Annotated in this window: 23 protein-coding genes; 21 read left to right on the top strand and 2 right to left on the bottom strand. The window is 68.6% G+C overall.

Annotated elements, in window-relative coordinates:
* Window positions 1-294 precede the first annotated feature (294 nt).
* From KBX08_RS16460 to KBX08_RS16440, 5 genes are read left to right on the top strand one after another with little or no spacing between them, the layout of a single operon-like run.
* Window positions 295-3147: a BTAD domain-containing putative transcriptional regulator gene (locus KBX08_RS16460; protein WP_210784382.1), complete on the top strand. Its 2853-nt coding sequence runs from the start codon at window positions 295-297 to the stop codon at window positions 3145-3147.
* A complete protein-coding gene (locus KBX08_RS16455; RefSeq protein ID WP_210784381.1) occupies window positions 3144-4247 on the top strand; it encodes a hypothetical protein in 1104 nt (367 codons plus the stop codon). Before KBX08_RS16460 ends, KBX08_RS16455 begins: the two co-directional genes overlap by 4 nt.
* Window positions 4247-5197, top strand: coding sequence for an alpha/beta hydrolase (locus KBX08_RS16450; RefSeq protein WP_210784380.1), 951 nt, complete (start codon window positions 4247-4249; stop codon window positions 5195-5197). The genes KBX08_RS16455 and KBX08_RS16450 overlap by 1 nt, the downstream gene beginning before the upstream one ends.
* Entirely contained in the window at window positions 5172-5786 is a 615-nt protein-coding gene (locus KBX08_RS34895) for a histidine phosphatase family protein (protein WP_374101947.1), read from the top strand. The genes KBX08_RS16450 and KBX08_RS34895 overlap by 26 nt, the downstream gene beginning before the upstream one ends.
* A complete protein-coding gene (locus tag KBX08_RS16440; protein WP_247669497.1) occupies window positions 5752-6468 on the top strand; it encodes a DapH/DapD/GlmU-related protein in 717 nt (238 codons plus the stop codon). Before KBX08_RS34895 ends, KBX08_RS16440 begins: the two co-directional genes overlap by 35 nt.
* Before the next feature lie 51 nt (window positions 6469-6519).
* Here KBX08_RS16440 and KBX08_RS16435 read toward each other — a convergent pair whose 3' ends face one another.
* Window positions 6520-6666, bottom strand: a complete 147-nt coding sequence (locus KBX08_RS16435; RefSeq protein WP_210784378.1) for a hypothetical protein — start codon at window positions 6664-6666, stop codon at window positions 6520-6522.
* Between the two features lie 293 nt (window positions 6667-6959).
* Here KBX08_RS16435 and KBX08_RS16430 point away from each other — a divergent pair, with 293 nt between their 5' ends.
* From KBX08_RS16430 to KBX08_RS16415, 4 genes are all read left to right on the top strand, one after another.
* Window positions 6960-8117, top strand: a complete 1158-nt coding sequence (locus tag KBX08_RS16430) for a sensor histidine kinase (RefSeq protein WP_238691305.1) — start codon at window positions 6960-6962, stop codon at window positions 8115-8117.
* Window positions 8114-8770 carry a response regulator transcription factor gene (locus tag KBX08_RS16425; RefSeq protein ID WP_210784376.1) on the top strand — a complete coding sequence of 219 codons (657 nt, stop codon included), beginning with the start codon at window positions 8114-8116 and terminating at the stop codon, window positions 8768-8770. The genes KBX08_RS16430 and KBX08_RS16425 overlap by 4 nt, the downstream gene beginning before the upstream one ends.
* A 114-nt stretch (window positions 8771-8884) precedes the next feature.
* Window positions 8885-10444 carry a signal recognition particle protein gene (gene ffh / locus KBX08_RS16420; RefSeq protein ID WP_210784375.1) on the top strand — a complete coding sequence of 520 codons (1560 nt, stop codon included), beginning with the start codon at window positions 8885-8887 and terminating at the stop codon, window positions 10442-10444.
* Between the two features lie 65 nt (window positions 10445-10509).
* Complete coding sequence (locus tag KBX08_RS16415) at window positions 10510-11589, top strand: amidohydrolase family protein (protein WP_210784374.1); 1080 nt, start codon at window positions 10510-10512, stop codon at window positions 11587-11589.
* Window positions 11590-11685: 96 nt separating this feature from the next.
* Here KBX08_RS16415 and KBX08_RS16410 read toward each other — a convergent pair whose 3' ends face one another.
* Window positions 11686-12282 carry a TetR family transcriptional regulator gene (locus KBX08_RS16410; protein WP_210784373.1) on the bottom strand — a complete coding sequence of 199 codons (597 nt, stop codon included), beginning with the start codon at window positions 12280-12282 and terminating at the stop codon, window positions 11686-11688.
* A 237-nt stretch (window positions 12283-12519) separates the two neighbouring features.
* Here KBX08_RS16410 and proS point away from each other — a divergent pair, with 237 nt between their 5' ends.
* The 12 genes from proS to KBX08_RS16350 all read left to right on the top strand — a co-directional run bounded on the left by proS (window position 12520) and on the right by KBX08_RS16350 (window position 20842).
* The gene (gene proS, locus KBX08_RS16405; RefSeq protein ID WP_210784372.1) at window positions 12520-13926 is read left to right on the top strand and encodes a proline--tRNA ligase; all 1407 of its coding nucleotides are present in this window, start codon (window positions 12520-12522) and stop codon (window positions 13924-13926) included.
* 49 nt (window positions 13927-13975) lie between these two features.
* Window positions 13976-14596, top strand: coding sequence for a DUF402 domain-containing protein (locus KBX08_RS16400; RefSeq protein WP_210784371.1), 621 nt, complete (start codon window positions 13976-13978; stop codon window positions 14594-14596).
* Window positions 14597-14825: 229 nt separating this feature from the next.
* Window positions 14826-15353 carry a 30S ribosomal protein S16 gene (gene rpsP / locus KBX08_RS16395; RefSeq protein WP_210784370.1) on the top strand — a complete coding sequence of 176 codons (528 nt, stop codon included), beginning with the start codon at window positions 14826-14828 and terminating at the stop codon, window positions 15351-15353.
* Window positions 15328-15588, top strand: coding sequence for an RNA-binding protein (locus KBX08_RS16390; protein ID WP_186718042.1), 261 nt, complete (start codon window positions 15328-15330; stop codon window positions 15586-15588). The genes rpsP and KBX08_RS16390 overlap by 26 nt, the downstream gene beginning before the upstream one ends.
* Window positions 15588-16199, top strand: coding sequence for a ribosome maturation factor RimM (gene rimM, locus KBX08_RS16385; protein WP_210784369.1), 612 nt, complete (start codon window positions 15588-15590; stop codon window positions 16197-16199). Before KBX08_RS16390 ends, rimM begins: the two co-directional genes overlap by 1 nt.
* A gap of 11 nt (window positions 16200-16210) precedes the next feature.
* Entirely contained in the window at window positions 16211-16984 is a 774-nt protein-coding gene (gene trmD / locus KBX08_RS16380) for a tRNA (guanosine(37)-N1)-methyltransferase TrmD (protein WP_112588424.1), read from the top strand.
* Window positions 16985-17127: 143 nt separating this feature from the next.
* On the top strand, window positions 17128-17484 hold the full coding sequence (gene rplS, locus KBX08_RS16375; RefSeq protein ID WP_007456548.1) for a 50S ribosomal protein L19: 357 nt from the start codon (window positions 17128-17130) through the stop codon (window positions 17482-17484).
* A 183-nt stretch (window positions 17485-17667) separates the two neighbouring features.
* Window positions 17668-18537 carry a signal peptidase I gene (gene lepB / locus KBX08_RS16370; protein WP_210784368.1) on the top strand — a complete coding sequence of 290 codons (870 nt, stop codon included), beginning with the start codon at window positions 17668-17670 and terminating at the stop codon, window positions 18535-18537.
* A gap of 10 nt (window positions 18538-18547) precedes the next feature.
* The gene (lepB, locus tag KBX08_RS16365) at window positions 18548-19183 is read left to right on the top strand and encodes a signal peptidase I (RefSeq protein WP_210784367.1); all 636 of its coding nucleotides are present in this window, start codon (window positions 18548-18550) and stop codon (window positions 19181-19183) included.
* A 47-nt stretch (window positions 19184-19230) separates the two neighbouring features.
* On the top strand, window positions 19231-19716 hold the full coding sequence (locus KBX08_RS16360; RefSeq protein ID WP_210784366.1) for an NUDIX hydrolase: 486 nt from the start codon (window positions 19231-19233) through the stop codon (window positions 19714-19716).
* The gene (locus tag KBX08_RS16355; RefSeq protein ID WP_210784365.1) at window positions 19710-20522 is read left to right on the top strand and encodes a ribonuclease HII; all 813 of its coding nucleotides are present in this window, start codon (window positions 19710-19712) and stop codon (window positions 20520-20522) included. Before KBX08_RS16360 ends, KBX08_RS16355 begins: the two co-directional genes overlap by 7 nt.
* Window positions 20519-20842, top strand: a complete 324-nt coding sequence (locus tag KBX08_RS16350; RefSeq protein WP_007075222.1) for a DUF2469 domain-containing protein — start codon at window positions 20519-20521, stop codon at window positions 20840-20842. The genes KBX08_RS16355 and KBX08_RS16350 overlap by 4 nt, the downstream gene beginning before the upstream one ends.
* Window positions 20843-20885 lie beyond the last annotated feature (43 nt).

Below are 20885 nucleotides of genomic sequence, written 5' to 3'. Positions count from 1 at the left end.
GTAGTCAGCACGAACGAAGAGTTGAACGAGTCGTCCACCGGCAATCTGAGTAATAGACCTGTGTCGAATCACGCACCATGCTGGTGCGCTCGACGCGTGTCTCTGTTTCAACGGCGGAGCCGACCCTCAAGAATCTAGCCGTCGTCTCCTCTGAGGCGCCTTCCCGAAGGGCACGTCAGCCAGATGTCAGCAGAAGCTCAGCGTGGGGCGTTAAGAACATCGGCAAGCACCGAGCCATCAGCGGCAGGGCAGCCAGGGGTCGCAAGACCTGGGGAGGGCCGGATCCAACCCGAGGTGCTCTTCTCGGTGCTCGGTCCCGTGGAGGTACACGTCAGCTCGGACAAGGTGGTCCACCTGACCGGCAAGGCCGCAGCCGTGACGGCGGCCCTTGCGTTGGCCGCGCCTCGTCCTTTGGAGAAGGGGCTCCTTCTCGCATTGGCCTGGGGGGAGCGCCCTACTGATGTCAACGTCGTTGAGTCGACGGTCCGAACGATCCGTAAGAAGGTGGAGCTGAGTCCGGGCCAGGGAATTGTTACGCAGGGGGCGAGGTACCGGCTCGATGCGCCGACAGATCTTGCGCAGTTCAACGCGCGCGACAAGCAGGGCGACATGTGGGTCAACGAGGGCCAGGTTGAAGAGGCTGCCGAGGAGTACGCCGCAGCCCTTCGACTGTGGCGCGCCAAGTTCCCGAAAGAGCTGTATGAGTCCGAGGACCTGAGGCCGTACGTCGACGCGTTCGAGCACACGAGGAGGGGGGTCCAGCTGAAGCACCTGCGGGCGCTTCTGGACACCGACCGCTTTGGTGAGCTGCTCGGTCATGCCGAGCAGTTGCTCGCCGAGGATCCCTTCTGGGAGGAGGCCTTGGAGGTGAGGATTGAGGCGCTGTACCACCAACAGGGTGCACGAACCGCCGGCGAGGCATGCCGTGGCGCGATCGAAATGCTCCGTAATGAGGGCATAGAGCCTTCGGCGCATCTCCAGGAGCTCCATCGCCTCGTCCTCAACAACGAGTGGTTGAGGTCTCCCCAGCGCGTGGAGCGGCGTCGCATCGCGGGCAAGCCGACGACGGGGGAAATTCCTCGGCAGGCGAGGTCAGCTCTCAGCGCTGAGCTGGAGGTGGTGGCTGAGCCTGAGGAGGTGGCCGGACCGAACACGCTCGACGCCGCGGCGTACAACTCCCTTCGGCCGGATAGCGTCGCCTTCACTGACAACTTGCCTCCCGCGACCTACTCGCACTTCATCATGCGGCACGGACTGTGGAAGCAGTTGGCGGAAGCCACCGCGCAACGACTGCCGATCATCGCGTTGATCGGGATCGGCGGCACCGGAAAGTCGTCACTCGCTCGTGAATTCGCGGCAGCACAACGGTTCGCCCAGGAGTCGACGTTCGTCGCGGTGGTCTGGGTCTCTGACCGGGAACGGCCGGGCACCACGACTCTGGGCAGAGTGCTGGATCTCATCGCGTACGTCACCGACCATCGTGGAATCGCGGGCCTCGAGCCGCAGCTCAAGGTCTTCGAGGTGACTCGGATGCTGCGGAACATCCGGACGCTCGTCGTCATCGACAACTATGAAACGATCGAAGACCAGGATCTCGCCAGCTGGCTGCGAACCGTCCCGGAGCCGAGCAAAGTGATCATAACGACGATCGCTCGGCCAAAGAATCTCGGATCCTATTGCGAAGACATTGAGGTGCGCGGCCTCACTGCCGTCGAAGCAGCAACGTTCTACACAGAAGCGGTGCGCCGACTCGGTTTGACGGACATGGCTGAGGATGCTGGAGCGCGAGACACGCTCGTGTCGGCGGCGAACAGCAATCCCCGCCTGATCGAGTGGGCGCTGGGGCAGGTGAAGCGCCGTGGACGCAGCGTGCAGAGTTTGGTCGAGCAGATCTCGGGTCTTGACGACGTCGACCACGTGGGGGAGCGGCGACGCGTTGACGTCGTCCTGCAAGATCTGCTTCGCGGCAGTTGGTCCTCCATGTCCGAGTCCGCTCGGCTGGTACTCGCCACCGCAACCTGTTTCCCGTACGGAGTCGATGCGGACACCATCGATGAGATATGTGCTAGGCCGCCCAATTTCGAGGACGCGCTTGAGGAGTTGTGTGACCTCTATTTCCTGTCACGCCTCACCTATCCGGGCCGCAGCGGTTCGTGGTATCGGGTTGAGCCGCTGGCGGCCAGCCGGTCCGATCCCGAGGGTATGTTTCAGCAGGTCCGCGTCGCCTGGCTCGACTGGTGCGAGCGCTTCACGGAGCGGATTGGATTCTGCCCGGGCGAGATCGAGCGGCTGGCTCTGCTAGATACCCCCGGAATGCGCCTGAACATCGAATATGCACTTGCCTGGGCGATGCACCACGGTCGCTTCGACAGTGTGATCGCCATTGCCAGGAACGTTCGCTATTACTACTACGTTCGGGGGTTCTGGTCGAGTAGTCCGAACGTGCATCTGCTTCGGGCGGAGGCGGCCCGTCACGCGAATGACGCGGAGGCAGAGTTTGACGCTCTGGTGTACCAACTCAACATCGCGTCCAAGCAGGAGAATGCCGCTGCCGTTGAGCAGGCGATGCCTCGGTTGCAGGAACTGCTCGCTCAGGCCGAACGGTTCGACGTGAGGGTGTTGGCCGAATATCGGCACGCGTACTCGCTGTACCTGCTCGCAGAGGGGCGGTTGCAAGAGGCGGAAAGCGGCTGGCGGGCGAACTTGCAGGAGTCGGACGTCCTTGGGCCGGAAAATCACAATGCGAACGTGCGTTGGCTGGCGGTCTGTCTGGCCCGGCAGGGCTCGCACCGGTACGACGAGGCGATGGAGTTGTTCGAATGGGCCAGGGAGCACGCCCGGGAGAAGTCCTATCAGCGGGCAGAGATCCTGATAGATCTGCAGATAGCCGAGCTGCGTCTGAATGATGCCGCAACGAAGAATGACCTCGATAGCGTCAGAGCGAGCCTGGACCGGCTGAGGTGGACGGTGGAGAAAGTTTCGGACCGGCGGTACGAGGCTGACCTTCACCGACTCTGTGGACAGTGCGCGCGCCTCCTGGGGGACACTGCGACGGCCACGGCCGAGTTTTCCCTGGCCGCCGACCTTTATGAGCGCCTCGGACTTGGGCGACGCGCCATCACTCTTCGCGCGGAGGTGGACGCATGAGGTCGCTCGGCCCTCTGGACAGCACCCAGCTGCAGTTGCTGCCCGAACTGAAGCGGACCGAGGAGTTGCTGGGCTGGGCATCGAGTGAGGCCTCGGGCCGTTCGTGCGATGCGGAAATCGTGACGATGCCCGATCTGGGTGTGCCCCATAATGTGCGACGTATTCACGGGGGCTTTCTGACTGGCGCGCTCTACCGCTGGGAGTCCTCGGTTCCGTTCGTGCCGGTCGACACCACCGTCAACCTGTGTGGCGTGAGCATGTTTCGCACGAATGCGGAGTTCGCTGACCGGCAAAGCTTCGCCAACGCCGTCGAACGTGCCAAGGCAATTGTTGAACGTGATTCAAGTTTTAGTTGGAACTTTGACACGGGAAACCATTTCGTCATCCTGGCGGAGGTGCGAGAGGATGGTGCGCTGCCGCGCGGCAGATACCTTGTTCTGCATGCTTCCGCAGCCGAGTTCAAGAAACAGTACAACGGGCTGTACCCTGCGCCGGGAAACTGGTACTCGGACAACATCCGTACTTTTCAGGCGAAGGGCGGGCGATACCTGCGATACATCTCTGGCAAATCAGCCGAGAACTTCGGGCGAATCGTCAACATGCTCGAAAGCTACCAGCGGCAGCGACAGCGCATGTGTGCGGAGCTCGTCGTCGGCGGAGCAGGGCTCGGCGAAGAGATACTTTCCGTCCTTCACTACGGCATGCCCGACTCCAACAGCGTGGCGATCGGTTGTCAGTGGTTGCCAGCGATCCAGCCCATCTATCTCCTGCTGACGCGTCCATCCGAGCCAATTTACCTCATTGAGGCATCGAGCGGGGGCGACAATGAGGTCGCTACGCAGCATGGGGCACGGATGCTGACCCCGCATGGTCTCGGCGTGGAAGCCACCGCGCCACTGTCAATTCAGCGAGGTAGGGCCCACCTTGAGATAGCCGGTCGTCGGTACCCCCTCTCGGCCTCTCTTGCGGGTCAGCCATTTTTGTCCATCCGGCAGTTCAACGAAGACCTGACGCTACGCAATGTTCTGCGCGATTGTCCGGGCAGGGTCATCGCGAAGTTGGAGCAAGTGTTCTCGCACCACCGAACAGGAGACATGTGATGGCCGAACTGGATCCGCAGGCCCAAGCCCTGGTTGCTGCCGCCGCATCGAGCGGTCTACCTCCCGTCTACACGCTACCCCCGCAGGAAGCGAGGGAAAGGATGCGGTCCGCCTTCATCAATGGTGAGCCGGAGCCGATCAAACAGATAGTCGATCTGGTGATCCCAGGCCCTCTGGGTGGTCTGCCGGTTCGCGTCTACCGCCCCGACGACCGCGATGACATTCCGGTGGTGCTGTTCTTTCACGGTGGCGGGTGGACGGTCAACGACTTGGACACCCACGATCGGCTCTGTTCCCTCCTCAGCAGGGGCGCCGGAGCCGTCGTCATCTCCGTAGACCACCGTCGCTCGCCGGAGCACAAGTACCCGGCGCCGGTTGAGGACGCCTACGCGGCATTACTCTGGGTCGTTTCCAATTCTGATGAGCTAGGTGTGGATGTAGGAGCGTTGGCAGTCGCGGGGGACAGTTCGGGTGGCACAATTGCGACGGTGCTCGCGATGTTGTCGCGGGATCGTCGTGGACCTGCGATCGCCTGCCAGTTGCTGATGTATCCGGTGACGGATTATCCCGACCCGCTACCTCCCTCGTACATCGAGCGTGGCACCGGCTACTCGCTCAATCACGATTTCATGGACTGGTCCTGGCGGAACTACCTGCCGGCCGAGTGGTCCCGCGACGACGTGTACCTGTGCCCGCTCCGCGGAAACTTGGCCGGCCTGCCGAGAACCTTGCTGCTGACTGCTGAATTTGACCCCTTGCGAGACGAAGGCGCCGCCTACGGTGCGCGCCTTGCCACGTCGGGCGTCAGTGTGGATCACTGGCATTTGGAGGATCAAATGCACGGTTTCGCCATGCAGACTCGCGCTATCACTCGTGCGGCGGCGGTGGTTGGCGAGGCTTCCAGATGGCTGGGTAGAGCACTTGATGGCGCCAAGGCGAAGGTGGTCTGAGGTGGCTGAGTCACGGCAACTCGTATTCTTGAGGCACGCCCCCACGATCAGTAACCATAAACAGGTCTACATGGGCAGTCTGGACGTACCCGCATCGCCGGAAGGGCTACAGCTCGCTGCGGCCAGTGCCGAAGACTGGGATTCGTTCAATTTTACGGTGTGTTACTGCTCGCCTCTGTCCCGGGCCAGTGCGACGGCCGAGATGCTATTTCCGCAGCTGATCCCGGTCCCCGATGTGCGACTGTCGGAGCGCCACCTAGGTGAGTGGCAAGGGATGCCAAAGGGTGAGGTCCGGAGCCGATTCCCGCAGGCTTTCCTCGCGAGTGGTCACCTTGATCCCGGTTTCACACCGCCCGGGGGTGAGAGCCTGGAGGCCTTCTCGGCTCGCATCGAGGGATTCCTTGCCGATGCAGGTTCGCGGGGCGAGTCCGAGGTCCCCGCCGTGGTTTGTCACAATGGCTGGATACGGACCGCGCTTCACCTGATCGGCCAGATTCCCCTGCACGAGATCTACGCTGCCGACGTCGAGTTCCTAGTTCCCACGGTTGTAGACATTGTCAGCCCTCGTGGGGCAGGGGCGACGCGGTGAGCTGGGTGCTTCAAAGGCGGCGTGTGCGGCCGTAATGCGAAAGGAAATTCTGCTCTTCGAGGCGGCGTGGGGGCGTGGGGGTCAGCCGTTCTACGTCCTTCATGAGCTCGTCAATCGAATCCGGTTCCTCTGCCTGCGTGTCCTGACGCGCCGGATGCAGGCCGGATCGCACACGTGGCAGATCATCCAGGCGAAACTAGCCAGGACGTCGTCGGTCGGATCGGACCTGCAGATGCGATCGTGGTTCTATGCCAAGACACTCGGGGCCTGCCAAGGGGACCTGTGCGTGTTTCCGGACGTCACAATCTATTATCCGGCGAACGTGTTGGTGGGTCACAATGTCTTCATTAATCGAGGTGTGTTCATCACCGCGCCCACTACGGTCACTATTGGCAGCGCCGTGCTGATCGGTCCCTACTGCGTGATTAACAGCGGTAACCACCGGTACGCGAGGCCTGACGTTCGGATCCGAAATCAGGGCCATGATCTGGCTCCGATCTCGATCGGCGACGACGTGTGGCTGGGTGCGCACTGCTGTGTCTTGGCGGGGGTGAATATTGGCGCTGGCGCGGTCGTCGGTGCGGGGGCCGTCGTGACCCGGGATGTCGAACCGTTCACAGTGGTGGCCGGCGTCCCGGCGCGAGTGATCGGGAGGCGATCGTCAACGGTGCCAGAACAATAGAGTGGGCGCCGACTGGCCAAGCCGGCGCCCACTGGTCAGTTGGCTCCTCGGCTACCCGAAGATCCGGGAGAGAAGGAACCAGTCAAACATGATGACGGTGATGAGCATCGAGGCGCGAAACGCCTTCGGCCAGCTCTGCAGCGCCTGGGTCAGCACCCGCGCGGTGGTCGTGGACGGGGTGCCCGAATTGTTGGCCATTGGTGTCACCTCCTCTCCTTTGCTCGAGGCCGTAATCAACGTCCACAGTGTTGCGGGCAGCGCTGACGTCGGACCTGCTCGTCGATGGTGCCCCTCTGACGTCTGACTGATCGGCTCGCTGACGTCGGTGGCCACAGGGCAGGACGCTGACCACACGCTGACCGTCCCGGAGCGTGGCAGGCAGGAGTGGTGCTGGGCGGTGAACTGGCCGCGGCGGGTACGTACGAGGACGTAGTGGTGACGCCGCTCGCGAGCGCACGACGGTCCGGCTCGGCGCGGGCAGAATGACGACCATGCGACTCGGCGGGCAGGGGCGGCAGACGGTGAGCGATGCCGCGCTCGCCCTGGTGCTGCTCGGGTTCGGGTTGCTCGCTACCGGTCTGGCCGGGGACAACCAGCCGGGGTCGAGGCCGGTGGACGCCGCCAGTCGGGTGCTGATCGCCGTCGCCGCGCTCGCCCTGCTGGTCCGGCGGCGTGCTCCGGTCGCCGCCCTCGCCGTGGTCACCGTGGCCACCTCGACGTACCTGCTGATCGGCTACCCGTACGGGCCGATTCTGGTCACGTTCCTGGTCGCGGTCTACACCGTGGCCGTGTGGCTGCCGGTGCGACCGGCGGCGCTCGCCACCGGTGGCGCGTTCGCTCTGTTGTTGGCGCACGTCTTCTTCGGGCGGGGGCCGGCACCGGGTTGGACGGGAGTGCTGCCCGCGTCGGCCTGGGTGGTCGTACCGTTCGCGGTGGGGGTGGTGGTGCGGGTGAGCCGTGAGGCGACCGCGCGTACCCGTGCCGAAGAGGCCCGCGGCCGAGTTGAGCAGGCGCGACGGCAGGCCGACGAGGAGCGGCTGCGCATCGCGCAGGAGGTGCACGACGTGGTGGGGCACGGGTTGGCCGCGATCAGCATGCAGGCGGAGATCGCCCTGCACCTGCTGCCGAAGCGGCCGGAACAGGCGGAGGTGGCGCTGACCGCGATCAGCCGGACCAGCCGCGAGGCGCTGGACGAGCTGCGGGTCACCCTGGGCGCGGTGCGGCGGGGTGCCGAGCGCGAACCGGTACCCGGCCTGGCCCGGCTCCCCGCGCTGCGCGACCGGCTTGCCGGGGCGGGGCTCGCCGTCGAGGTGCGCGTGGTCGGCGACCCCCGGGAGGTGCCGGCCGCTGTCGACCTGGCCGCGTACCGGGTGGTGCAGGAGGCGTTGACAAACGTGCTGCGTCACGCGGGGGTGGCGAGCGCGGAGGTGACAGTGGACTACCGCGTCGACGAGGTGACCGTCGAGGTCACCGACCGGGGGGCGGGTGCCGGCCGCGCCGGGACGGCTCCGGCCGACGATCAGGGTGGCCACGGTCTGGCCGGGATGCGCGAGCGGGTCGCGGCGCTGGGCGGGCGGTTGACCACCGGGCCGCGCGCCGGGGGCGGGTTCCGGGTGTACGCCGGGCTGCCCGTGGAGCCGACGACGTGATCCGGGTGCTGATCGCCGACGACCAGGACCTGGTCCGGCTCGGGCTGCGCGCGCTGGTGGAGAGCGAGGACGACCTGGCGCTGGCCGGCGAGGCGTCCGACGGGCTGCGGGCGGTCGAGTTGGCCCGCCGGGAACGGCCGGACGTGGTGCTGATGGACATCCGGATGCCCGGCATCGACGGCATCGAGGCGACCCGCCGTATCGTCGCCGACCCCGATCTGACCGGCACGCGGGTGGTGGTGCTCACCACCTTCGAGCTGGACGAGTACGTCTTCGACGCGCTGCGGCACGGTGCGAGCGGTTTCCTCACCAAGGACACCAGGCCGGCTGAGCTGCTGCGCGCGATCCGGCTCGTCGCCGAGGGGGAGGCGCTGCTGTCGCCGTCGGTGACCCGTCGGGTGGTGCGGGAGTTCGCCATTCGGCCGTCCCGGGTGCTTCGTCCGCATCCTCGGCTGGAGGCGCTGACCGATCGGGAGCGTCAGGTCGTCGGTCTGGTCGGTGAGGGCCTGAACAACGAGGAGATCGCCGCACAGTTGGTGGTCAGCCCGGCGACCGCGCGGACCCACGTCAGCCGGGCGATGGGCAAGCTGGGAGCCCGGGACCGGGCCCAGCTCGTCGTGTTCGCGTACCAGTCGGGGTTGGTGTCGGGGTGAGGCCCAGGCCGGGCGACAGCGGCCCTACGGTCGGGCGGTTACCCTAGCGGTGGCCGGACTCCGCAGTGCCGGCCGCGTTGTGCCCGCCGGAACACTGACAAACGGGATGTTCGCGTGTTTGACACCTTGAGTGACCGCCTGTCCGGGATCTTCACCAAGCTCCGCGGCAAGGGGCGGCTCACCGACGCCGACATCGACGCCACCGCGCGCGAGATCCGCCTCGCGCTGCTGGAGGCGGACGTCGCGCTGCCGGTGGTCAAGGGGTTCATCGCGGCCGTCAAGGAGCGGGCCCGCAGCTCCGAGGTCTCCCAGGCGCTGAACCCGGCCCAGCAGATCATCAAGATCGTCAACGAAGAGCTGATCAAGGTGCTCGGCGGCGAGGGGCGACGGCTCCAGTTCGCCAAGCAGCCGCCGACGGTGATCATGTTGGCCGGCCTGCAGGGTTCCGGTAAGACGACCCTCGCCGGCAAGCTGGCCCGCTGGCTCAAGGGGCAGGGGCACCAGCCGCTGCTCGTCGCCGCCGACCTCCAGCGCCCCAACGCCGTCGGGCAGCTCCAGGTGCTCGGTGGCCGGGCCGGCGTCGAGGTGTACGCCCCGGAGCCCGGCAACGGCACCGGTGACCCGGTGCAGGTGGCCCGCGCGTCGATCGAGCACGCGAAGCGCGCCGCACGCGACATCGTCATCGTCGACACCGCCGGCCGGCTCGGCATCGACGCCGAGATGATGCAGCAGGCCGCCGACATCCGCGACGCCGTCTCGCCGGACGAGGTCATCTTCGTCATCGACGCGATGGTCGGTCAGGACGCCGTCCGCACCGCCGAGGCGTTCCGCGACGGCGTCGGCATCACCGGTGTGGTGCTCTCCAAGCTCGACGGCGACGCCCGTGGTGGTGCCGCGCTGTCGGTCCGCGAGGTCACCGGGCAGCCGATCCTGTTCGCCTCCACCGGTGAGAAGCTGGAGGACTTCGACGTCTTCCACCCCGACCGGATGGCCAGCCGGATCCTCGGCATGGGCGACGTCCTCACTCTGATCGAGCAGGCCGAGCAGGCCTTCGACTCCGATCAGAAGGAGAAGATGACCGCCAAGCTGATGGGCGGTGAACAGTTCACCCTGGACGACTTCCTCGACCAGCTCATCGCGGTGCGGCGGATGGGCCCGATCGCCAACGTGCTGGCCATGATGCCCGGCATGGGGCAGATGAAGGACCAGCTCGCCGACCTGGACGACAGTCACTTCGACCGGGTCACCGCGATCATCCGGTCGATGACCCCGGGCGAGCGGACCAACCCGAAGATCATCAACGGTTCCCGCCGGGCGCGCATCGCCAACGGCTCCGGGGTCACCGTGATGGACGTCAACCAGCTGCTGAACCGCTTCGCCGACGCGCAGAAGATGATGAAGCAGATGGGCGGCATGATGGGCCTGCCCGGCGGTGGCCGCCGTAAGGCGACCAAGTCGCCGAAGAACAAGCGCAAGGGCACCAAGGGCGGCGGTCGTCCGCGTACCGGCGCCGGTGCCGGGCTCCCGGGCGGTTTCCCGGGTGGCATGCCGCAGCTCCCGCCGGGAATGGACCCGAACGACCTTGCTGGCGGCCAGGGTCTGCCGCCCGGCTTCAAGCTCCCGAAGATCGACTTCAACAAGCTCGGCAAGGGTGGCGACAACCGCCCTCGCTGACCTCTGTGCTCGTCGAGGACCACCTGCTCGCCCCCGACGGGGAGTGATCGGGTAGGACTGTGCGCATGGCTCAACATGTGCGCGGCGTGCTGCTCCCCGACGACGAGGTGCGGGATCTCTGGCTGGTCGGCGACCGGGTGACCTTCACCCCGGTGCCCGGTGCGGAGACCGTCGTCGACGGCGGTTTCGTGCTGCCGGGGCTTGTCGACGCGCACTGCCACATCGGCATCGCCCGAGGTGGCGCCCCGATCACCTCGCTCGACCAGGCCCGCGCGTTGGCCCACGTCGACCGGGACGCCGGGGTGCTGGCGATCCGGGACGCCGGCTCGCCGTACCCGTACCCCGAACTCGACGACGAGCCGGGCCTGCCGCGACTGGCCCGCGCGGGCCAGCATGTCGCGCCGCCGAAGCGCTACCTGCGCGACATCGGCGTGGAGGTCGACGCGACCGAGGTGGCCGCCACTGTGGCCGCGCAGGCGCGGGCCGGCAACGGCTGGGTCAAGCTGGTCGGCGACTGGATCGACCGGGGCGTCGGTGACCTGGCGCCGGCCTGGGACGCGGACACCCTGACCGCCGCCGTGCGGGCGGCGCACGACGCCGGGGTACGCGCCGCGGTGCACACCTTTTCCGAGTCGGCCGTCGAGATCATGGTGCGCGCCGGGGTGGACTCGGTGGAGCACGGCACCGGGCTCAGCCTCGACCTGATCGACGAGATGGCCCGCCAGGGCACCGCCCTGGTCCCCACAATGATCAACATCGCCACCTTCGGGGGCATCGCCGAGCAGGCACGGGGCAAGTTCCCCGGGTACGCCGACCACATGCTCGCGCTGCGCGACGGCTTCCCCGAGGTGGTGCGTGCCGCGTACGAGGCTGGGGTGCCCATCTACGTGGGCACCGACGCCGGTGGCGGCATCGATCACGGGCTGGCCGCCGAGGAGATGCTGCTGCTGCACGAACGGGCCGGAATGGCGCCCATCGACGTCCTCGCCGCCGCCTCCTGGGGCGCCCGCGCGTGGCTCGGCTTTTCCGGCCTGGTCGAAGGCGGCCTCGCCGACCTGACCGTCTACCCCGAAGACCCCCGTACTGACCTGCGCGTCGTCCGTGCCCCGTCCCGCACGATCCTCCGCGGCCGCGTCGTCCGCTAACCCCGAGAGCGTCGCCCCGGCCACGCCGCGCCGCACCGCCGCGCCGGGCTGTTCCGGGCCGTGCGCGTCGTCGGCGGGTGGGCGGGTGCGCGGGGGTCAGGGGGCTGGGCGGGCGGCGGCGCTGAAGAGGCGTACGGCGAGGTCGGCGAGGGCCGTGGCGGTCTGCTGGATCGGTTCACGGGGGAGCACGATGTGGCTGACCACCAGGCGGACGATGGTGTCGGCGGCGAAGGTCAGCGCGGCGTGATTCGCTCCCGGCAGGTGGTCGCCGGCCCAGTCGATCAGAGCGCCGGACGCCTCGGTGAGCACCACCTCGGCGCGGGTGGTGAGGTACGGCAGCAGCTCGTCCGAGCCGCCCCGGGCACTGGTCAGGATCGCCTTGATCAGCGGATTCTCCGCAGCCGTGGCGAGGGTGTGCGCGATGGCCGCGTACGCGCCGGCCCGTACGTCGGTGCCGTGGGCGAGCAGAGCGGCCCGGACGGCGCCGACGAACCGGTCCACCTCGGCGCGGGCGAGCGCCTCGGCCAGCCCTGCCTTGCTGCCGAACTCGTTGTAGACGGTCTGTCGGCTCACGCCGGCGGCGTTCGCGACGGCACCCATCCGGACGCCGTCCCATCCGGTCGCGACTGTCAACGCCCGGGCGGCGTCGACGATGCCGGCCCGTACCGGGGTGGGGCCCCTCTGCTCAATCATGGTGGTCGAAGTGTAGGCCGGCGTGTCGGCCGGACCGGTCGACGATCGGGCTGGTCGGCTGGCGGTGTCGGGTCACCCAGCGCACCCGGTTCGCGGCCGGGTGCGCCAGATCGGGGGTTCGGGGTCGGGGGTGGGAGCCGCTCCGGCGTGCCGATCGAGGAAGGTCTTGACGGCGGACGCCAACGATGCCGCGCCCGAGCGCACCGCCCTGACGGGCGGCGCATAGGATGTGCGGTCATGGCACGCGTGCTCACTCCCCGTGCGGAGGATTTCCCCCGCTGGTACCAGGACCTGATCGCCAAGGCGAAGCTGGCCGACAACGGCCCGGTTCGCGGCACCATGGTCATCCGACCGGCCGCCTACGCGATCTGGGAGCGTATGCAGGCTGAGATGGACGTTCGGATCAAGGCGGCGGGTGCGGAGAACGCGTACTTCCCGCTGTTCATCCCCGAGAGCTACCTCAAGCGCGAGGCGCAGCACGTCGAGGGCTTCTCGCCGGAGTTGGCGGTCGTCACTCACGGTGGTGGCAAGCCCCTGGCCGAGCCGGTGGTGGTGCGCCCGACGAGCGAGACGGTCATCGGCGAGTTCATGGCCAAGTGGATCGACTCGTACCGGGACCTGCCGCTGCTGCTCAACCAGTGGGCGAACGTGGTCCGGTGGGAGCTCCGTCCGCGGATCTTCCTGCGTACCAGCGAGTTCCTCTGGCAGGAGGGGCACACCGCGCACGCCACCCGTGAGGACGCCCGGGCGTACGCGCGGCGGATCCTGCACGAGGCGTACGAGGACCTGATGGTCAACGTGATCGGCATTCCGGTCGTGGTCGGCCTGAAGACGACGCGCGAGCGCTTCGCCGGCGCGACGGCCACGTACACCTGCGAAGGCATGATGGGCGACGGCAAGGCGTTGCAGCTGGGCACCAGCCACGAGCTGGGCCAGAACTTCGCCAAGGCGTTCGACATCAGCTACTCCTCCAAGGAGGGCGGCCGGGAGCACGCCTGGACCACCTCCTGGGGCACGTCCACCCGGATGCTCGGCGGCCTGATCATGGCGCACGGCGACGACAACGGCCTGCGCGTGCCGCCGAGGCTCGCGCCGATCCAGGCGTACGTCATGATCGTGAAGGACGGCGACGGCGTCGGCGAGGCGGCGGCCAAGCTGCGCGACGGCCTGCGCGACGCCGGTGTCCGGGTCGCGCTCGACGACCGGACCGACACCCCGTTCGGCCGCCGGGCCGTCGACGCCGAGCTGCGTGGCTATCCGGTACGCGTCGAGGTCGGCCCCCGTGACCTGGCCGTGGGCAACGCGACGGTGGTGCGTCGGACCGACGGCTCCAAGACCCCGACGCCGGTGGCGGACGTGGTCACCGCGGTGGTGGCCGCCCTCGAGACCGACCAGCAGGTGCTGCACGACCAGGCGCTGGCCAACCGCGAGTCGCGCACCGTGGAGGTGGCCACCCTGGCCGAGGCGATCGAGGCCGCCGCGACCGGCTGGGCGCGGGTGCCGTGGTCGGCGGTCGGCGTGGCCGGCGAGGCGGAGGCGAACGGTCAGGGCGTCACGGTGCGCTGCCTGCTGCGCGCCGACGGCTCGGTACCGGACTCGGAGGACGAGCCGGATCTGGTCGCCATCCTCGCCCGCGCCTACTGAGGTGCGGCCGGGCAACCCCGTCGACCGGTTCGAGCCGGGTCGGCTGATCATGCATCGGAACGTGCGGCACGGCCGGATCGGGTGGGTCCGGCCGGCCCGCGTGGTCAGCGACGACGATCGAGGGTTGTTGGTCTGGATCGCCCGGGACTCGCCGGTGGCCCACGAGGTGACCGAGGCCGGGCTGGGGATGCGGGCGATGCCGTTCGCCGAGTGGATCTCGTCGACGTACCGGTTGGCGGAGGGTCGCTGGGACGGCCCGCCGCTGTTGAAGTTCCTGCCCACGGGGGCGGCGCACTCCGTCTGGTGGTTCCGGGACGCCCGGGGCCGGTTCGCCCACTGGTACGTCAACCTCGAGGAGGCCGGTGTCCGCTGGGACGACGGCCTGGCGGCCGGCGTCGACGTGGTGGACCAGGACCTGGACGTGGTGGTGTGGCCGGAGCGCAGCTGGGAGTGGAAGGACGAGGGCGAGTTCGTCGAGCGGCTCGCCTTCGGCGCCGACTACTGGGTGACCGACGAGAAGGCGGTCCGCGCCGAGGGGGAGCGGGTGATCGCGCTCGCCGAGGCCGGCGAGTTCCCCTTCGATGGCACCTGGTGTGACTTCACACCCCCACCAGAGTGGGGCATACCGAACAAATTGCCGCCTGGATGGGATCGTCCACCGGTGCGCTGAGCGGTATCCCCGGTCACCGACAACGCGGTGTACGGGTCCGGTGCGGGAGATCGGCAGCGGATCTGGCAGAATAGGTCGCTGGTATCCGGCGCGCGTCCGGCGCCCTCTAACCCGGGCACGTCGCCAGTCCACCGAGTAGTCTCCGGCCCAACCCCACGGGTCCGGTCGGCGCTCACCCATGCACACCGCCCGCCTGGGCCGGTGAGATCGCAACAGGAGCGAAACAACTGTGGCCGTAAAGATCCGGCTCCTGCGGATGGGCAAGATCCGCAACCCGCAGTACCGCATCGTCATCGCCGACTCGCGCACCAAGCGCGACGGTCGGGCGATCGAGTTCGTCGGGGTTTACCAGCCCAAGGAAGACCCCTCGATCATCGAGGTCAAGTCGGAGCGGGTCCAGTACTGGCTGTCCGTCGGCGCTCAGCCGAGCGAGGCGGTGCAGCGGCTGCTGGAGCTGACCGGTGACTGGCAGAAGTACAAGGGCCTGCCGGCCCCGCCGCCGCTCCTGGTCGCCCCCGAGCGGGCCGACCGCAAGGCGGCGTACGAGGCTGAGGCGAAGGCCGCCGCCGGGCTCGCCCCGGAGACCCCGGCCAAGCCGGCCAAGAAGGCCGCCAAGGCTGCCGAGGCTCCGAAGACCGAGGCTCCGAAGACCGAGGCTCCGGCTGAGGCTCCGGCTGAGGCTCCGGCCGCCGAGGCGCCGAAGACCGAGGCTCCGGCCGAGGCCCCGGCCGCTGCCGACGCCGGTGAGCAGGCCTGACATGCCACTGCGTCCGGCGTTGGAGCACCTGGTCAAGGGCATCGTCGACCACCCGGACGACGTCCGGGTGAGGCTTGTCGATTCCCGTCGGGGCAAGCGGCTCGAAGTCCGCGTGCACCCCGAGGACCTCGGCACTGTGATCGGGCGGTCCGGCCGGACCGCCAAGGCGCTGCGCCAGGTGATCGGCTCCATCGGCGGCCGCGGGGTTCGCGTCGACATCGTCGACTCGTACTGATGCAGCTCGTCGTCGGCAGGATCGGCAAGCCGCACGGTGTCCGCGGTGAGGTCACCGTGGAAGTGCGGACCGACGAGCCCGAGGCACGGTTCGCCCCCGGCACGGTGCTGCGCACCGAGCCGGGGGCGACGCCCCCGACTGCGTCCCCGCGCAGCAGCGGTGTGCTGCGCACCGAGCCGGGGGCGACGCCCCCGACAGCCAGCGATGAGCCCGGGGTGCCGTTCCGGGTTCCCGCCGAGCTGACCATCGAGGAATCCCGCTTCCACCAGGGTCGGGTGCTGATCGCGTTCGAGGGCATCCCGGACCGCAACACCGCCGAGGCGCTGCGCGGAACGCTGCTCGTGGTGGACAGCGCCGACGTGACCCCACCGGACGACCCGGAGGAGTTCCACGACCACCAGCTGGTCGGGTTGGCCGTGGTGACCCCGGCCGGCGAACGCCTGGGCGAGGTCGCCCGCATCGACCACGCGCCCACGTCGGTCCTGCTGGTGCTGCGACGCCCCGAGGGGCGTACCGCGTTGATCCCGTTCGTCCGGGCGATCGTTCCGGAGGTCGACCTGGCCGGCGGACGTGTGATCGTCGACCCGCCAGCCGGACTGCTCGACCTTTAGGACCAGCCCGCATGCGCGTCGACGTCGTGTCGATCTTTCCGGAGTACTTCGCCCCGCTGGACCTGTCGCTGATCGGACGGGCGCGGGCCAACGGCGTACTCCAACTCGCCGTGCACGACCTGCGGACCTGGACCCACGACGTGCACCGCACCGTCGACGACACCCCCTACGGTGGCGGGCCGGGAATGGTGATGCGCCCCGAGCCGTGGGGGGAGGCACTGGACGCCCTCGCGCCGCTCGACGCCCCGCCGCCACGGCTGCTGGTGCCGTCGCCGGCCGGTGCCCCCTTCACCCAGGCCATGGCGTACGAGCTCGCGGCCGAGTCGCATCTGCTCTTCGCCTGCGGCCGTTACGAGGGGATCGACCAGCGGGTCCTGGCGCACGCCGCCACCCGGATGCCGGTCACCGAGGTGTCGCTCGGTGACTACGTGCTCTTCGGCGGCGAGGTCGCGGTCCTGGTGATGCTGGAGGCGGTCACCCGGCTGCTGCCGGGGGTGCTGGGCAACGCGGGCTCGTTGGACGAGGAGTCGCACGCGCACGGGCTGCTGGAGGCGCCGATCTACACGAAGCCGCCGAGTTGGCGAGGGCACGACGTGCCGGAGGTGCTCCGCTCCGGTGACCACGGCAAGATCGCCCGCTGGCGGCGCGAGGAGGGTCTGCTGCGCACTGCCGCCCGCCGGCCGGACCTGCTGGCCGCGTTGCCCGCCGACCGGCTCGACAAACGGGACATCGCGGCCCTGGACCAGGCCGGATTTCAACCTCCACCGGGGGATGTGGCAAAGTAGGGGGGTTGCCGCATCCGTCCGCGCCCGCGGTCGGCTGCGAGGATCCCCGACCGGGGTCGGTCCGCCGATCACCACCCGGGAATCAGAATCACCCACCCGCGCACCGAGTGACGGTGCGCCGTGAGCCTTACGAGGACGCAGCGATGAACATCCTGGACGCCCTTGACGCCCAGTCGAAGCGGACCGACCTTCCCGACTTCCGGGCCGGTGACACCGTCAAGGTGCACGCCCGCGTCGTCGAGGGCAACCGGTCCCGTGTCCAGATCTTCCAGGGCGTCGTGATCCGCCGCCAGGGTGACGGTCTGCGCGAGACCTTCTCGGTCCGCAAGGTCAGCTTCGGTGTCGGCGTCGAGCGGACCTACCCGCTCAACGGCCCGGGCATCGACCGGATCGAGATCGTGACCCGCGGTGACGTGCGTCGCGCCAAGCTCTACTACCTGCGCGAGCTGCGCGGCAAGAAGGCCAAGATCAAGGAGAAGCGGGAGAAGCAGCCCAGCTGACTTCCCGCTCGCCACGCCGCCCGAGCTGCGCGTATGCCGTACCGACCAGAGCGCACTACCCTGGTCGATACGGGCGCAGCGAGGCAGCGGTCCCGCCCAGGTGGCGGGTAGTTGTCCACTACCGCCCGTGGAGCCTCGACGAGGCTCCCGGGCGGTGGTGTTTTCTGCGGACCGGGGAGTGGCGTGGTGCAGACGCTTGACGAGGACGGCACCGTCGATCCGTGGCGCCGACGGGCTCGCCGCACCCGCCGGCAGATGCCTCTCTGGCAGGAGTTGCCGCTGCTGCTGGTGGTCGCGTTCTGCCTCGCGGTGCTGATCCGTACCTTCCTGCTCCAGGCGTTCTTCATTCCGTCCGGCTCGATGGAGGACACCCTCCTCGTCGGTGACCGGGTGCTGGTCAACAAGGTCGTCTACGACGTTCGTGACCCGCTGCGCGGCGAGGTGGTGGTCTTCCGGGGCACCGACCGCTGGGCGCCGCAGGTCGACGAGCAGCCGAAGCCCGGCGTCGGCGGCCGGCTCGCCCGCACCGTCGGCGACCTGGTCGGGGTGAGCCGCCCCGGCGAGAAGGACTTCATCAAGCGGGTGATCGGTCTCCCCGGTGACCGGGTCGAGTGCTGCGACAGTCAGGGTCGGGTGACAGTCAACGGCACGCCGCTCAACGAGTCGTACGTCCTGCGGGACTCACCCCTGGACCTGCCACCCAACCCGGCGGAGTGTCGCTCCCGGCGCTTCGACGAGATCGTCGTGCCACCCGGTCAGCTCTTCGTGATGGGTGACCACCGCGAGGTCTCCCAGGACGCGCGTTGCCAGGGGCCGGTGCCGATCGACAACGTGGTCGGCCGGGCCTTCATGGTGGTCTGGCCGTCGTCGCGGTGGAGCGCGCTGTCGGTGCCGTCGACGTTCGAGGACGTCTCCGGGCCAGCCACGGCGTCCCCCGGTGCGACTCCGGCGCGACCGACTCCGCAGGGCGGTGTGCTGCTGATGCTTCCGTTGGCAGTTGCACTAGGCGGTTCCCGCGCGTTCCGGACGGTGCCGTCCAGCCGGGCAACGTAGGCTCCTTGGCGTGATTGACGAGCAGACCGACAAGCCGCGCAGCTCCTTCTGGAAGGAGCTGCCGATCCTGCTGGGTGTGGCGATCCTGGTCGCGGTGCTGGTCCGCGCCTTCGTGCTGCAGACCTTCTTCATCCCCTCCCCGTCCATGGAGAACACTCTCAAGATCGATGACCGGGTGCTGGTCAACAAGCTGGTCTACGACTTCCGGTCACCGCACCGCGGCGAGGTGATCGTGTTCAAGGCTCCGACCGCGTGGAGCGGTAACCCCGACGGTGAGGACTTCATCAAGCGGGTGATCGGCATCCCCGGCGACCACGTGGTCTGCTGCGACCCCGAGGAACGGCTGATGATCAACGGCAAGTCGCTGGACGAGCCGTACATCTTCTCCATGGACGGGATTCGTGACAAGGCCGCCGACCAGGAGTTCGACATCACCGTGCCGGAGGGCCGGCTGTGGGTGATGGGCGACCACCGGTCGGCCTCCGGCGACTCACTGGAGCACTGGCAGCAGTCCCAGCAGAACATCACCGAGGCCACCATCCCCGAGGACGACGTGGTCGGGCGGGCGTTCACAGTCTTCTGGCCGGTCAACCGGGCCACCTGGCTGACGGTGCCCGACGGGTTCGACGGCATTCCCAAACCGTAGGCCGACGGGGCGTGGGCGATCCGTCCTCGGTCTGGCAGGCTGGTGCGGTGACCGTCTACACCCCTCGACGCGCGGCCCGCGTGCTGCTCGTCGACGCGGCCGGCCGGGTCCTGCTGTTCGAGGGCTTCGACCCGGCCCGACCCGGGCACCGATACTGGTTCACCCCCGGCGGTGGGCTCGATCCGTCGGAGTCCCCGGCGGCGGGCGCGGCCCGGGAGTTGGCCGAGGAGACCGGCCTGCGGCTCGACCCGGCCCAGTTGGGCGAGCCGGTCTGGTCCGACGCGACCGAGTTCTCCTTCGACGGCATCTGGTACCGCCAGGAGCAGGATTTCTTCCTCTTCCAGGTGGACTCCTGGCGGGTGGACACCACGGGCTTCAACGACATCGAGCGACGCAGCATCGCCGACCACCGCTGGTGGGTTCCGGACGAGTTGGCGGCCAGCGGTGACCGGTTCTACCCGCCCGAACTGCCCGCCCTGCTGACCCGGCTGGGGCAGTCGACCGCCGCCGGCCAGGGCGAGGCGTCGTGCTGACCCCGCCGCGCACCGTGGTGCGCCGCGAGGCCGGCCTGTACGCCCTGGAGCGGGCGTTGCAGCGGCGTGGCTTCCGGCACGTCGCCGGCGCCGACGAGGCGGGCCGGGGGGCGTGTGCCGGTCCGCTGGTCGCCGCCGCGGCGGTGCTGCCCGAGGGGCGACGCGGCGAGATCGAGGGGCTGGCCGACTCGAAGCTGCTCACCCCGGCCAGCCGGGAACGGGTGTACGCGGAGGTCGTGGACCGGGCGCTCGCGTACGCCGTGGTGGTCATCCCGGCCGAGGAGGTCGACGCCCGGGGTCTGCACGTGTGCAACCTGGCCGCGATGCGCCGGGCGCTCGCCTCGCTCACCACCCGCCCGGAGTACGTGCTGACCGACGGGTTCGGCGTGGACGGCCTGGGTGTGCCCGGGCTGGCGGTGTGGAAGGGCGACCGGGTGGCCGCGTGTGTGGCGGCGGCCAGTGTGCTGGCCAAGGTCACCCGGGACCGGCTCATGGTGGAGTTGGACGGGGTGTTCCCGGCGTACGGCTTCGCCGAGCACAAGGGCTACATCACCCCGGAGCACTCGGCGGCGCTGCGGGAGCACGGGCCGTGCCGGGAGCACCGGTTCTCGTACGTCAATGTCGCAGCGGTCTCCGGCCGCGACGGCCGGCCGCCGCGCGCCCGACGGCCCGGCGGCCACGGCTCGGATGAGCCGATGGAGCGCTCGTGGGCGTCAGGGGGTACCGTCGGCGTGGCGTTGGGCGAGCAGCCTCGGCCTCCGACGCCGGTGGGGGAAGATGTGGCCATGGAAGGCGGAGTGCGATGAGCGCGGAAGATCTCGAGAAGTACGAGACCGAGATGGAGCTGCAGCTCTACCGGGAGTACCGCGACATTGTCCGCCAATTCTCCTACGTGGTGGAGACGGAGCGTCGGTTCTACCTGGCCAACCAGGTCGACCTGCACGTGCGTAACTCCGACGGCGAGGTCTACTTCGAGGTCGAGATGCACGACGCCTGGGTGTGGGACATGTACCGTCCCGCCCGCTTCGTGAAGAACGTCCGGGTGATGACCTTCAAGGACGTCAACGTCGAGGAGCTGGAGAAGCCCGACATCTCACTGCCCGCCGACTCCGGCTTCGGCGGCTGAGCGCACCCGAGCCGCCGGGCCGTGCCACGGGTCCCCCATCCGT

It is taken from the genome of Micromonospora sp. H61, from assembly GCF_018070325.1.
Classification (GTDB): Bacteria; Actinomycetota; Actinomycetes; order Mycobacteriales; family Micromonosporaceae; genus Micromonospora; species Micromonospora salmantinae.
The sequence above is the reverse complement of the archived record's forward strand: the minus strand, read 5'-3'. Positions and strand labels throughout refer to the sequence as shown.